The sequence below is a fragment of the Okeania sp. SIO3I5 genome, from assembly GCF_010672085.1.
In the GTDB taxonomy this organism is placed as follows: Bacteria; Cyanobacteriota; Cyanobacteriia; order Cyanobacteriales; family Microcoleaceae; genus Trichodesmium.
Genome location: NZ_JAAHHT010000229.1, coordinates 792 through 15,575, shown reverse-complemented (window position 1 = coordinate 15,575; position 14,784 = coordinate 792). Strand labels below are relative to the sequence as shown.

At 34.0% G+C, this 14,784-nt stretch carries 10 protein-coding genes and 1 pseudogene; 7 read left to right on the top strand and 4 right to left on the bottom strand.

The features are described 5' to 3' along the window. The coding region (locus tag F6K40_RS32385) for a hypothetical protein (RefSeq protein WP_293142046.1) at positions 1-736 on the bottom strand (736 nt) is incomplete at its 3' end. A 337-nt stretch (positions 737-1,073) separates the two neighbouring features. Between F6K40_RS32385 and F6K40_RS32380 the strand changes: the two genes are divergently transcribed. The 4 genes from F6K40_RS32380 (at position 1,074) to F6K40_RS32365 (ending at position 7,226) form a co-directional block, all read left to right on the top strand. Beyond that, positions 1,074-3,860 (top strand): hybrid sensor histidine kinase/response regulator, encoded by a 2,787-nt coding sequence (locus F6K40_RS32380; protein ID WP_293142044.1) that lies wholly within the window; start codon positions 1,074-1,076, stop codon positions 3,858-3,860. A gap of 234 nt (positions 3,861-4,094) precedes the next feature. Continuing rightward, positions 4,095-5,741 (top strand): response regulator, encoded by a 1,647-nt coding sequence (locus F6K40_RS32375; RefSeq protein WP_293142042.1) that lies wholly within the window; start codon positions 4,095-4,097, stop codon positions 5,739-5,741. A gap of 405 nt (positions 5,742-6,146) precedes the next feature. Continuing rightward, on the top strand, positions 6,147-6,335 hold the full coding sequence (locus F6K40_RS32370; RefSeq protein ID WP_293142040.1) for a hypothetical protein: 189 nt from the start codon (positions 6,147-6,149) through the stop codon (positions 6,333-6,335). A gap of 633 nt (positions 6,336-6,968) precedes the next feature. After that, a complete protein-coding gene (locus F6K40_RS32365) occupies positions 6,969-7,226 on the top strand; it encodes a hypothetical protein (protein ID WP_293142038.1) in 258 nt (85 codons plus the stop codon). Positions 7,227-7,260: 34 nt separating this feature from the next. Here F6K40_RS32365 and F6K40_RS32360 read toward each other — a convergent pair whose 3' ends face one another. The 3 genes from F6K40_RS32360 to F6K40_RS32350 all read right to left on the bottom strand — a co-directional run bounded on the left by F6K40_RS32360 (position 7,261) and on the right by F6K40_RS32350 (position 11,424). Further along, on the bottom strand, positions 7,261-8,661 hold the full coding sequence (locus F6K40_RS32360) for a protein adenylyltransferase SelO (protein WP_293142037.1): 1,401 nt from the start codon (positions 8,659-8,661) through the stop codon (positions 7,261-7,263). A 755-nt stretch (positions 8,662-9,416) separates the two neighbouring features. Next, entirely contained in the window at positions 9,417-10,028 is a 612-nt protein-coding gene (locus F6K40_RS32355) for a cysteine dioxygenase family protein (protein ID WP_293142036.1), read from the bottom strand. Positions 10,029-10,494: 466 nt separating this feature from the next. Then, complete coding sequence (locus tag F6K40_RS32350; RefSeq protein WP_293142034.1) at positions 10,495-11,424, bottom strand: ribonuclease Z; 930 nt, start codon at positions 11,422-11,424, stop codon at positions 10,495-10,497. A gap of 477 nt (positions 11,425-11,901) precedes the next feature. Here F6K40_RS32350 and F6K40_RS32345 point away from each other — a divergent pair, with 477 nt between their 5' ends. From F6K40_RS32345 to F6K40_RS32340, 3 genes and pseudogenes are all read left to right on the top strand, one after another. After that, complete coding sequence (locus F6K40_RS32345) at positions 11,902-13,068, top strand: SpoIID/LytB domain-containing protein (RefSeq protein WP_293142032.1); 1,167 nt, start codon at positions 11,902-11,904, stop codon at positions 13,066-13,068. 96 nt (positions 13,069-13,164) lie between these two features. Then, positions 13,165-13,290, top strand: a pseudogene (locus F6K40_RS41480) (SpoIID/LytB domain-containing protein); the annotation flags it as partial. Positions 13,291-14,021: 731 nt separating this feature from the next. Beyond that, on the top strand, positions 14,022-14,249 hold the full coding sequence (locus tag F6K40_RS32340; RefSeq protein ID WP_293142030.1) for a hypothetical protein: 228 nt from the start codon (positions 14,022-14,024) through the stop codon (positions 14,247-14,249). Positions 14,250-14,784: the final 535 nt, after the last annotated feature.

The window sequence follows — 14,784 nt, the reverse complement described above, 5'->3', positions numbered from 1 at the left end:
TCTCCGAGACTTCCGAGACCTCCGACACTTCCGACACCTCCGACACTCCCCACACTCCCCACCCTCCCCACACCTCCGACACTCCCCACAGCTCCGAGACCTCCGAGACTTCCGACACTCCCCACACCTCCGAGACCTCCGACACTTCCGACACTCCCCACAGCTCCGAGACCTCCGAGACCTCCGAGACTTCCGACACTTCCGACACTTCCGAGACTTCCGACACTCCCCGCACCTCCGAGACCTCCGAGACTTCCGACACTCCCCACACCTCCGAGACCTCCGAGACTCCCCACACTCCCCACACCTCCGAGACTCCCCACACCTCCGAGACCTCCACCTCCGAGACTTCCCACACCTCCGAGACTCCCCACACCTCCGACACTCCCCACAACTCCGACACTCCCCACAACTCCGAGACCTCCGAGACCTCCGAGACTCCCCACAACTCCGAGACCTCCGAGACCTCCGAGACTCCCCACAACTCCGACACTCCCCACAACTCCGAGACCTCCGATACTCCCCACAACTCCGAGACCTCCGAGACCTCCGACACTTCCCACAACTCCGAGACCTCCGAGACCTCCAAGACCTCCGACACTTCCCACAACTCCGAGACCTCCGAGACCTCCAAGACCTCCGACACTTCCCACAACTCCGAGACCTCCGAGACCTCCGACACTCCCCACACCTCCGACACTTCCCACAACTCCGAGACTCCCCACACCTCCGACATTCCCCACACCTCTTCTGTGGTTGTGTAGCGATCGCGAAGTCAGAATTCAGAGTTTAGAATTCAGCAGTTAAACTTACAGCACACAATAGATTTGAGAGTCGCAAGAGTGTCCTAACTATCGAGGTGACTGCTATATAATAATTATTCTGTTCTTGTGTAGCGATCGCTCTATTCAGATTAAGATCAGGCAGAAAAAAGAAGGGTTAGAGAGGAATTTGAATAATTTGAAAAAGTAGTTTTTGTTTACTTCTCTGTAGGGATGTTCTATGAAACCTCCCTACCTCCGACTCTACTCAAGAAAGTTTAGCAAACATTGATCAAACTGGAATTAGATATTATGAACTGCAAAAAAAAGATAAATCTTATTATTCCCAAGATAATATTTATTATAGTTTTTTTCTTCTGCTTATTTATATCAGTATCCCACAGCTATGCACAAAATAATAACTTAGAGCATCTGGGTAATGTTGTGGTTTTAAAAGATAACATTCAAAAATATCCTTTAGGATTACATTTAGAAATATTTGAAGATAAAACTAGGGAATTAACTATTGAAAATGTTGTGGATCAAGAATTTACTCCTAATAATGAAAAGAACCCCAACTTAGGTATAAAAACATCAGCAATCTGGGTTCGTTTGCGAGTCAAAAATGAAGCAAGTTTGACACAAAAATGGATATTAACTTTAAATGCTGCCCGTACAGGTACTTTAGATTTTTATTCTTCTGAAGGCGACAAAAAAGGATTCAAGGTAATTAAAACTGGCAGATTTTTACCTTTTAGCACTAGAGAATTTAACCATCGTTTTTTTATCTTTAGTTTGCCTTTTACTGAAGATAATGAAAAAACTATTTATCTACGTTTAACTTCAAAATCTGGTTTAATTATTCCCTTATATATTTATTCTTTAGAAGCATTTTTACAGGAGGATCAAAATAATGTTTTATTTTTAGGAATAGCTTATGGAACTTTTTTAATAATGATTGGTTATAACTTATTTTTATTTATTTCTTTAAAAGACAAAAATTATCTACATTTTGTATTGTTTATTATAGGTTATTTGTGTTTTATATTATGTCGAAATGGAATAGGGCATCAATTATTTTGGAAGAATTTTCCTAACTATTTTGAGATTCAATCATTGGCAGTATTATTAATTTTGTTTTCCTGGATCAAATTTACCCAATCTTTCTTAAAAACTAAAAAATATCTTCCTAAAATGGATAGATTTTTATTTATTATATCTTTAGTTATAGTTATGCTTACTATTATATCAATAGCAACAAAATGGAATAATATTATCGTAATTTTTAATGGTATATTTATTAGTGTCATAATATTAATAACTGCTTTGATAAGATGGAGACAAAGATATAAGCCAGCTAAATATTTTTTATTAGCTATGTTTTCCCCTATTTTAGGAGCGATTTTTCATGGTTTTAGTGCTTTTGGTTTTATACCTTATGGTTTTTATCTAGAGAACCGTTCACATTTCACTTTTAGTTTATCGGTATTATTCTTTTCCTTTGCTTTAGCAGATAGAATTAATCTGATTAAAGATGAAAGAGAAAAAGCACAAAATGAAGCCTTGAAAAATGCTAAACTCAATAAAAAATTAATTCAAGAACAAAATATTGTTTTAGAGAAAAAAGTTGAAGAAAGAACAGAAAAATTATCTGTTGCCAAAGAAAAAGCAGAAGTAGCAAATCAAGCCAAAAGCAGTTTTATTGCCAATATGAGTCACGAACTACGGACTCCTTTAAATGCAATTTTAGGCTTTTCTCAAATTATGATGCGTTCTCAAACTTTATCAAAAGAGCATCAGGAAAATACAACTATTATTAATAAAAGTGGCAACTATTTATTAACCTTGATTAATAATATTTTAGACCTCTCTAAAATTGAAGCAGGGAAAATGATAATCTATCCCAATAATTTTGACCTTTATTATTTCTTAAATGAACTTGAAGAATTATTACATATAACCGCAGAAAATCAAGGATTAACATTAATATTTGACTATCAAGATGATGTACCTCAATATATCTATACTGATGAAACCAAACTCCGTCAAGTCTTAATTAATTTAATCAATAATGGGATTAAATTCACCTCAGAAGGGGGTGTGAGTGTCACAGTTGTGAGTCAAAAAGAATCCCCCCTTAATCCCCCCTTTGAAAGGGGGGAGAAAGCAACTATTATTTTTGAAGTGAGAGATACAGGAGCAGGAATTGCTGAAGATGAAATGAGTAAATTATTTGAAGCATTTGCTCAAACTGAAACAGGTAAAAATAGTCAAGAAGGTACAGGATTAGGCTTACCCATTAGTCGTAAATTTGTCAACTTAATGGGAGGAGATATTACCGTTAAAAGTCAAGTAGGAATAGGCACAACTTTTAGATTTGAAATTGAAGCTGATATCGTCAAGAAAGCAGATATAGAAATTCAGGATAAGACTCGTCATGTTATTGCTTTAAAACCCAATCAATCCCGTTATAAAATATTAATTGTAGATGACCGCCAGACTAATCGTTTATTATTAATTAAGCTATTACAACCATTAGGATTTGAATTAAAAGAAGCTACAAACGGCCAAGAAGGTATCGAAATTTGGTCAGAATGGCAACCTCATTTAATTTGGATGGATATGAGAATGCCAGTAATGGATGGTTATGAAGCAACTCAATATATTAAAGGTACAACTAAAGGAAATGCCACAGCAATTATCGCCTTAACAGCCAGTGTTTTAGAAGAACAAAAAGCAATTATTTTATCAGCAGGATGTGATGATTTTGTCAGAAAACCTTTCCGAGAAGCCACCATTTTTGAAACCATGAAAAAGCATTTAGGAATTGAATATATTTATGAAGAAGAAACCCCATCTCCAACTGCCACTGAATTATCTAGTTTAACAGTAGAAGATTTACAGAAAATGCCTCAAGAATGGTTAGAAAAAGTGTATTATGCTGCTAAAGGTTTAAATGATGATATGATGGAAGAACTAATCAAACAAATTCCTGTCCAACAATCTTTTTTAGCTGAAAAGTTAAGTGTTTTAGTTAATGACTTTCAATTTAAGACTATTAGACAATTAATTGAATCTCTGAATCAGGATAGACTTTAACGAAGTTAGAAGTCAGAACTCAGATAGGGGAGCCGTCGGATTAGCGACGTATAGAAGTTGTATTTGTTACAGGGATTTCTAAAGTTCAGAAGTCAGATAGGAGAGCCATCGAATTAGCGACGTATAGAAGTTAAATTCTTAACTTTATTATTTTGATACAACTAGAAAAAAGATTTAACTGATAACTGATTAAAGAACGGAGTTAGCCAATCCAATTATTTTGATAAAATTATTATGAATACTATATCAAAGGAAAATTTAGAAGGAATTATTTTAATAGTTGATGATAACCTGTCAAATTTAAAAATTTTAGCTACTCTTTTAAAAGATAATAGTTATCAGGTAAAAAAAGCCATTGATGGGGAAAGTGCATTACTTTCTATTGAAACCGATATTCCCGATCTAATTTTATTAGATATTAAAATGCCTGAACTCGATGGCTATCAAGTTTGTGAACGGTTAAAAGCAAATCCTAAAACTCAGGAAATTCCTGTAATTTTTATTAGTGCTTTAAATGAAGTTTTTGATAAAGTCAAAGCTTTTGAAATAGGAGGAATAGACTATGTAACTAAACCTTTTCAAGAAGAAGAAGTTTTAGCAAGAATCAAAAGTCAGTTAACAATTCAAAAACAGAAACGACTATTAGAAGCAGAAAGACAATTATTAAAAATAGAACAAGATAATCTTAAAGAAGAAATTAGACAACGCAAAGAAGCAGAGGCTATTTTATATCAATCTAGGGCTTTAATTTCTAGTATTTTAAATTCTTCTCTTGATGGCATTGCAGCTATGGCAGCATTAAGAGATAAGAGAACGGGAAATATTATTGATTTTTCTTGTTTAGTTGTTAATCCAATTATTGCTAGAGCTTTTAATCAAGAACCACAAGATTTAATTGGTAAATTAGTTATCAAAAAGTTTTTAGGTAGAATTAATTATGAATTATTTGATGATTTTGTTAATGTGGTAGAAACTGGAAAATCTTTAGAGCGAGATGTTTATTATAATGATCAAGCAGAAGGAAAATGGTATCATTTCATCGCCGTTAAATTAGGGGATGGTTTTGCGATTACAGTTAGAGATATTACAGAAAGGAAAAACTTAGAATTAACCCTCGAAGAAACTAATAAAGAATTAGAAGCTTTTAGTTATAGTGTAGCTCATGATTTACGGAATCCATTAGGGAATATTGAGTCATTAATTGATTGGCTCCAAGAAGAATATGAAAATCATAATAATCCGACTCAAAACTCTCAAAAAATTTTTAATGTGATTACTGAATCAACTGCTCGGATGCAGCAAATTATTAAAGATTTACTGCTGTTATCAACGGTTAAAAAAAGTGCTATAACCCTTGAATTAATGGATTTAAGTAATACAGTTGAATCAATACTAATAAAACTCCATAGTAATGAACCACAAAGAAAAGTCGAATTAGTAATTCAGCCGAAGATCATAGCTAAAGTAGATGAAAATTTTTTTAATATTGCTTTAGAAAATTTAATTAGTAATGCTTGGAAATATTCATCTAAAAAAGATGTTACTTATATTGAATTTGGAGTTTTATCCGCAGAACAACAAAATTTAGAAGAAATCATTAATCAATGCTCTTTATATTACAAAGAGAAAAATTTATGCGAACACAAATTAGATCGAGTTTATTTTATGAAAGATAATGGAGCCGGTTTTAATATGGAAAACGTTGAAGAATTGTTTACTCCTTTTAAGCGCTTCCATTCAGATAATGAGTTTCAAGGATTTGGTATTGGTTTGTCAATTGTGAAAAGAATTATTAATCGTCATCAAGGCTTAATTTGGTGTAGTTCTGAAGTAGAAAAAGGAGCAACTTTTTATTTTACTCTGAACGACTTTGTGGCATAAAAAATCAGGCGTTGGTAAAGCGTGTGTATGATATTAATCTGAATTATTTAGGAGTCAGGAGTCAGGAGTCAGGAGTCAGAATTTTCTCATGTTTTCAACTCAAATTTCCCTATTCCAAAGCGAGCAAGATGCTCGGACTGACGCTTAAAAAGGAGATAATTTGATGGATACTTTTCAAATTTTTCAACAGAAACCAACAATGAAATTAACTATAAAAGAAGATAAATATGAGTTATATCGTCTCAATGATGAACAATATTATAGCGCTACTTGAAAAGGGAAAAGGGAATAGGGAATAGGGAATAGTAAACTGTCAAAGGCTTTTCCTGCGGAATGCTGCGCAAACAGGATTTAGAAATGTCCTAATCTTAATGCGTAGTGCTATATCATCTAAGTAAAAACAGTTTGCCTATTATTGATGATAAGTTGGTTTTGTTCGATGCAGAAAGATATTTTAAAAATAAGAATGAAGATTTAACTTTGCCAAAAACTTATTTACTATTAAGAGACTGTTTGTCAAATAAGTATCAAGAGAGCATCACTTGTGATGTGAATCTAAAAGCGGTAATAATTCAAGAGGTTGAAAGAAGGTAGATAAAGAAGTATTCAGTACATATATTCCGAGACTTTTTAAGCGACAAATATTTATGTTGATTTCTTCCTCCTTATTCCCTATTCCCTATTCCCTGTTAAGAGTTAAGTGTTCCCTGTTCCCTATCTCCTTTTTATATTTTTTGATGCATTCAATCTCTAACTTTAATTGCAAGAGAAAGTAGTGATTTTTGCTATAGCGGTAAAGGTTCTTTTTGTTTTGCATTTATGATGAAAATTTAATCAAAAAGAACGAGAGCTAAATAATTATTTATTCATAATATCTGATTGGCGAGGTGATTTGGAATTTAGGTTCCAACGTTTAATTAGAGATAATGAAACTTATGAAATAAGTGAGAGACTGTTTGTAAAATAAATATTAAGAGAGCATCACTTGTGGCTAAAATCTAAAAGCGGTAATACTTCAAGGGATTGAAAGAAGGTAGGTAGAGAAGTATTCAATACTTATGTTCCGAGACTTTTTCAGACAAATATTTGTCTTGATTGTTTTCTCCTTATTCCCTATTCCCTATTCCCTGTCCCCTATTCCCTATTCCCTGTTAAGTGTTCCCTGTTAAGTGTTCCCTGTTCCCTATCTCCTTTTTATATTTCCTGATGCATTCAATCTCTGAACGTATGATATCGATAAAACCTTTTGAACAAGAATTTTCCCAGGAAGAAATTGATGATTTTATTGCTTATCCTTATAGTTATTTAGTTGGTTATTTTTCAGCTATAGAAAAACCATCCAATTATGAGTTTTTTAAGCATATTGATTCTAATTTAATTTTGTATGGTTATACTAATGGAAAATTTTGGCAAAAAAATTATGAGCAAGACGATTATTATCGTCAAAGACGTGATGAATTAAAAAGCTGTTATTTTAAATGGTGAAAGTATCCCCATCCAATTTTCCCTTCTTCCTGCTTCAATCATATATTCGCTGTAATAAATCATAAAATGGCTGCCAATTATCCTCTAGTGTAATTGGTTCCCAGACTGACTCAATTACAGGTCTAATTAAACTTTGTTGCGGATTATATTTTTGTAACCTTTCCCCCATTTCCTTTAATTCATTATTAGAATAACCCTGCAAAAGATGATAATAATATTGTCGCCACGGATCGATTAATTCTGGCTTTTCAAAATTAGCAAAAATCTGACTAATATCATCGCGCCATTGCGGAGAAAATTTTTGTCTCAATTCTAAAAAGAAATCGTGGTATCCAACCTGAGAATCTGTCAGCATTTTTAGAGTTAGCTGAAGTAACTTTTCTGCATCTACTTCAGGCAAGTTTTCAAACCCTAATCTCCTAATCATTAATTCCCTATATTCATGTAGATAAAAATCATCAAATTTTTCCAAAGCTGACCTCATATTCTTCAGCTCAATAACCGCAGCTAATGCTTCTTGAAGTAGATGTAAATTTGACTTACAAACTAATGGTTGATGACTGTAACGATAAAGACCAGAATAATCAAAATAAGCTGCTGTAAATTTAGGCTCATAAGTGGGAATAAAACCATAAGGGCCGTAATCAAAACTTTCCCCAGTAATTGACATATTATCTGTATTTAATACACCATGACAAAATCCCGCCGCCATCCATTGAGCAACTAATTTAGCAACTCTTTCTACTAACTCCAAGTAGAATAAAAAATAGTTATCCTTCTCTTCCTTCAGATGAGAATAATAACAATCAATTACATGGTCTAATAACTTTTTCGTTAAATCCGGGCGCTTGAAAAAATGTAGCCTTTCAAAAGTACCAAACCGGATATGAGAACGACTAAAACGCACCATCACCGACGAGCGAGTAGGAGAAGGTTCATCCCCGCGCCATAACCCTTCCCCAGTTTCAACCAAACTCAGACACCGGGAAGTGCGAACCCCATGACGGTGCAAAATTTCAGCAGCTAATACCTCCCGCACCCCCCCCTTGAGAGTAAGTCTACCATCAGCAGTGCGAGAATAAGGCGTTGTACCCGAACCCTTAGTACCAAAATCATACAATTCACCATCCACCCCACGAATTTGTCCATAAAGAAAACCCCTACCATCTCCTAAGTAAGGGTTATATTGACCGAATTGATAACCGTGATAACGTAAAGCTAAAAAAGGCCCAACACAATGAAATTTACCAAAAGCTTCAATAAAATGCTCATCCTTAACATCTTGAGAATTTAGCCCTATTTTAGGAAGTAATCTATCATTACGAAATCGCAAAATATGTTGGGGAAATTCAGCAGCAAGTACCTCATCATAATAGTCACCGCCTAAACTCTGAAGAACAGGTTCATAGTTGAGAGAAAGTAAAGGATTAGACATTATTTTGTTAAATAGGGGATAGGGAATAGTTAAGAGTTTCAGATGTTTATTTCTAGCTTTTTAATTTTTACAATATAAACGCAGATTGCTATAGAATTTAAACTTATCTTTATTACTATTCTCAAGTTACTGAAAAATCAAGGTATAAAGCCTTTCTTTTTAAGGAGCGAAAAAGTGCTAGGATATTTCCTTATATTCAATCAAGTACGGTTTTAACCAGAATTAATTATCCATTATCCATTATCCATTATCCATTGTTTATTACTACTCTCAAGTTACTGAAAAATCAAGGTATAAAGCCTTTCTTTTTAAGGAGCAAAAAAGTGCTAGGATATTTCCTTATATTCAATCAAGTACGGTTTTAACCAGAATTAATTATCCATTATCCATTATCCATTATCCATTATCCATTATCCATTATCCATTATCCATTGTTTATTACTACTCTCAAGTTACTGAAAAATCAAGGTATAAAGCCTTTCTTTTTAAGGAGCAAAAAAGTGCTAGGATATTTCCTTATATTCAATCAAGTACGGTTTTAACCAGAATTAATTATCCATTATCCATTATCCATTATCCATTATCCATTGTTTATTACTACCCTCAAGTTACTGAAAAATAAAGGTATAAAATCTCTCTTTTTAAGGAAAAAAAAGTGCTAGGATATTTCCTTATATTCAATCAAGTACGGTTTTAACCAGAAGTCATTATCCATTATCCATTATCCATTATCAATTGTTTTTCTTCTGCCTTCTTCAGAACCTTTTTGCTGTTTGAGCAACTGGGTCAAATTCAAACCTTTCAGAAGATTTTGTTTCACCGTAGATATTAAAAGTAAATGTAGGTTCATCTCCAACTACTTCTACATTATGAATAGCATCAGGAGTCAAACTAATTAAATCTCCAGGCTGTAATATTTGCTCTCCAACCCGTTCAATTTTATATTTATTTTCTGGGTCAGGAGTGCGTTTCCAAAAAGTATTTTTTTCCTGACCTTTTAAGACAGCAATAATTCCCCAAGTACCATGATTATGAATTGTTGAAATTGCTCCTGGAATAATTTTTACTGTTTGTACTGTGAGGGGAAATCCCAACTCATCATATAGTAAATTAACAGATATTCCTCTTTTGTCACAAGGTTCTGGCTCTTGAGTTTGTAACCAATATGAATTAGTCATAAACTGTCGGACTAATAGTCTAATTTTGGGCAAACAACTAGCTTCATCTATAGCATCTTTTAAAGTATCTTCAAGTTCTGTTAAAAATCGATAAAACCGATAATTTTCTCTTAATAATTTCCATTCATTTACAGTTTTACAAGGTTGACATTGACCATTTCCAGTTAACAACCAATCTTGGTTCTTCATGTTGATTTCTTCTCTGGTACAGATTATGCTTTAGTTAATAACCATTTGTGATAATTGACTGCAAATATTTATACATTATTAGGGAATAGGGAATAGGGAATAGGGAATAGGGAACAGGGAACAGGGAAAAGTTGGCAAAACATTTCCTAGTCTAAAATTCATCGTTAGTCGTTAATCCTAACCAATTCTTTCTTACCTATATAGCCAGAGTTGCTGCTAAAATAATAAGGAAAATATAAAATTATAAGTGTGTACAAGTAAAATATTGATTTTTCTGCGTTCTATTTGACAGATTTATTGGCAAATTTTTTTTGGAGAGTTGCTCTAATCCCTTTTACAAAAACAACTTCTGACTTCGTTAAATAGTTTTCTGTAGCATAAACATCATGTAATCCGAGTCAAAAACTACTATTTTAAATAGTCACAGCAATTCAATATCTCCCTAGAAAGTCTTTTTGAAGCTTAACTATGTTCTAGGAATCTCATAACTTAGAAAATCATAAGCCATATCAGTATTAGGAAAAATAGCCCGCGCCTCCTGTAGCAAATCATCCAACAAAATGGGATTTCCCGGAGCATATCTAGGACTAAAATGAGTCATTATCAAATGCTTAACACCCGCAGCTAAAGCTACCTGCGCCGCCATAGTCGAAGTAGAATGCAATCTTTGAAAAGCCATTTCAGCATCCTGATGAGAAAAAGTAGCCTCGTGAATAAGTAAATCTGCTCCCTGCGCCAATTCCACAGCACCATCACAAAACACAGTATCAGTACAATAAACAAGCTTCCGACCTATTTGGGGTGCCCCACACAAATCAGCCCCATTAATTTTCCGTCCATCAGACAAAGTAACCCACTCACCCTGTTTCAGTTTCCCATAAATAGGGCCTGGGGGAATCCCCAATGCCTTTGCCTTTTCCACATTAAAATGCCCTGGTCGATCCTTTTCCGTTACTTGATAACCAAAAGCAGTAACCCGATGCTTCAAATAACCACAACTAACAACATATTCATCATCTTCATAAATCACACCAGGCTTACTCTGATAAACTTTAATCGGATAAGCCAAATGAGTTTTAGAGTATCGAAGACCAGCTTGGAGATAATCCTCTAAAGCAGGTGGACCATATAAATCGACACTTTTAACATTTCCTCCCAAACCACAACTTGCCAACAACCCTGTCAAACCAAAAACATGGTCGCCGTGCATATGGGTAATAAAAATACGACTGAGTTGACTAACCTTAAGTTCACTACGGAGAAACTGATGTTGAGTTCCTTCTCCACAGTCAAACAACCATAATTCAGCCCGTTGAGGCAGACGTAAAGCAATACTTGAAACATTACGCGATCGCGTTGGGACACCAGAACTGGTTCCTAGAAAAGTTATTTGCAAAACCTAAAACTTCCTCATTGAGATGCTGCAGTTTGTCAACCTTATCAATCTTACTTAATCCTACCCTAAACTTTTATAGTCCAGCAGTTTTATCGAAAATCGCAAATTCCTGCTAAAAGGGTAACATTGATTAGCATGAATGCCAACAATCCTTTAGTAATAGAAGGCGTGTATAAAAGCAGACATTCTAATAAACTCAAAAAATGTGATAAGTCTATCTACAGTGTGATTATTTTCTTTCTAATATTTTACTAAAAAATTGGGCTAGCTCCCCTATCCTTACTAAGATGACTTTTAATTAATAGACTTCTCCAAAAATGAAAAATCAAATCAATTCTTGTCCATAAATTATCAATTACTCCTCACTATTGCCTGTTATATGTTCCCTGTTCCCTCTTTTCTGAAGATGTCTAATAATTTAATTTGGTTGCTCTTACATTAATTATCCTAAATATAAAATCAAAAAATTAAACAAATATGACTTCTGGATTACTGTTTATTTCTTTTATTACTCGTACTACTAAACCATTAAAACGCTATTGGTGGACATCTATTCTAGCATGGGTACTAATGATTGCCCCTGCTCAAGCCTCCCTAGTGTTGCGAATTGCCATTCAAGAAGGAGTTAAAGAAGTTAAAGTAGGGAGTTCCACAAATGCCATAGTTAGAGATGGTGCAGGTAGAGAAATTGGCGAATTACAACCAACTAAAGGCTTTGCAGCGGAACTCCAATCGGGAAAAGTAGCTTTGGCCAACTGGATATCCGGTCAAATGTGGATCGAACCCAAAGGAGAAGGTTATGTATGGATAGGCGATCGCTGGTATAGAGGCCGCACTCACCTTATTCCCCACAAAGGAGGTATCACTGCTATAAATTATGTCGATATTGAAGAATATCTATATAGTGTCATTGGAGCAGAAATGAACGGCAACTGGCCACAAGAAGCCCTAAAAGCTCAGGCGGTTGCTGCCCGTTCTTATGCGCTGAAAAAACGTCAAGAAAATAGTAACAATTTCTATGATCTAGGCAATGACCAATTCTGGCAAGTTTATCAAGGAATTAATACAGAGTCTCCAGGAACTTACGCTGCTGTTGATGGTACTCAAGGCCAAGTGCTTACCTACAATGGTCAAATTATTTTAGCCTTATATCATTCATCGTCTGGGGGGCACACAGAAAATGTAGAAGATGTTTGGTCCAATCCACTCCCTTACCTCCGAGCTGTTCCCGACTTTGATCAAGATGCCCCAGTTTATGAATGGACTGAATCATTTTCTCAAGCAGAACTTAACCAACGAATCTCAGGAGTGGGAAATATTATTTCTATGACACCCCAGACTACTACTCCCCACGGTAGTGTTATTACTATTAAAGTTTTAGGAGATTCAGGGGTTAAAACTTTTGAAGGCACAGATATTACAGCAGCTCTAGGATTAAAAAGTACGAGATTTACTGTTAGTGCCAAGAAAACTGAAGGTGAACGAATTCCCACCAGTTTTCAAATTACTGGAAAAGGTTTTGGTCATGCCGTAGGAATGAGTCAATGGGGAGCTTACAATTTAGCCCGGAATGGATATAGTTATCACCAGATTTTATTGTACTATTATCAAGGCGCAATTTTAGCAAAAATTGATGTTCGCTAAGACTAAAATTTAGTCGATGTTCTTAAAGAATTGAATAACTAACTCTTTTTTTATTGTCTGAAAAAATCTATTAGTTTCTGATGATTAATCAATCAAAAAAATTTTGGTCATGCTGTAGGAATGAGTCAATGGGGAGCCTACAATTTATACTGGAATGGATATAATTATGACCAGATTTTATTGTACTATTATCAAGGCGCAACTTTAGCAAAAAAAAATTGATGTTTGCTAAGACTAAAATTTAGTCGATGTTCTTAAAGAATTGAATAACTAACTGTATTTTTATTGTCTGAAAAAATCTATTAGCTTATGATGATTAATCAATCAAAAAAATCTTGGTCATGCTGTAGGAATGAGTCAATGGGGAGCCTACAATTTATCCCGGAATGGATATAATTATGACCAGATTTTATTGTACTATTATCAAGGCGCAACTTTAGCAAAAAAAAATTGATGTTCGCTAAGACTAAAATTTAGTTGATGTTCTTAAAGAATTGAATAACTAACTCTTTTTTTATTGTCTGAAAAAATCTATCAACTTCTGATGATTAATCAATAAAAATAAACTTAACTTAGCTTGATTTACATCAGAGTTTTGTCAAAATAATCCATACACAAATAAATTTTATATAATTTTGAAAACTCAAACTCTTCGTTCTTGTGCTTCAATTTATAGGTTGAAAATGTGGTATAATATCAACAAATTCTTGCTTCATTCATTTTTTAGCTGAAAGCTGAATGCTAATAGCTAAATGCTTACATAACTGCTATATAATATTATTTAGGGCTTGGCATACTAATTAAATAGAATAAAGTCGCGTAGAAGCAAAAGTAATATTAGGGATAAAAAATCTGACAGCTAATATACGACCTACTAATTGCTATAATATTATCTCTGCCCTCGCACGTCTTAAAATTTATCGGATAAATGGTTCCATATTATTAGAGAACAAATGCAAAAGTGGGAATATCTATTAGTAGAAGCAAGTCCTTATCCTTTTGGGGATAAGCTGATTAACATATACATAAACGGTAAAGAATGGCGACAATGGAAAGACAAAACATTATACGAATTAGTTAATTATTTGGGTAATGAAGGATGGGAATTAGTAACTTTTAGTCATAATTCAAAATCTGACGATAATTACCTCATATTTAAACGTCCTAAAACTACAATATAGACTCTCAATACTTAAGAATTTTAGCTAATATATTCACTATCCGAATTAGTTAATTAATTATTTGGGTAATGAAGGATGAGAATTAGTAACTTTTAGTCATCACTCAAAATCTGACGATAATTACCTCATATTTAAACGTCCTAAAACTACAAAATAGACTCTCGATACTTAAGAATTTCAGTTAATATCTTCAGCATCCGAATTAGTTAATTATTTGGGTAATGTAAGGATGGGAATTAGTAACTTTTAGTCATCACTCAAAATCTGATGATAATTACCTCATATTTAAACGTCCTAAAACTACAATATAGACTATCGATACTTAAGAATTTTAGCTAATATATTCACTATCCGAATTAGTTAATTAATTATTTGGGTAATGAAGGATGAGAATTAGTAACTTTTAGTCATCACTCAAAATCTGACGATAATTACCTCATATTTAAACGTCCTAAAACTACAAAATAGACTCTCGATACTTAAGAATTTCAGTTAATATCTTCAGCATCCGAATTAGTTAATTATTTGGGTAATG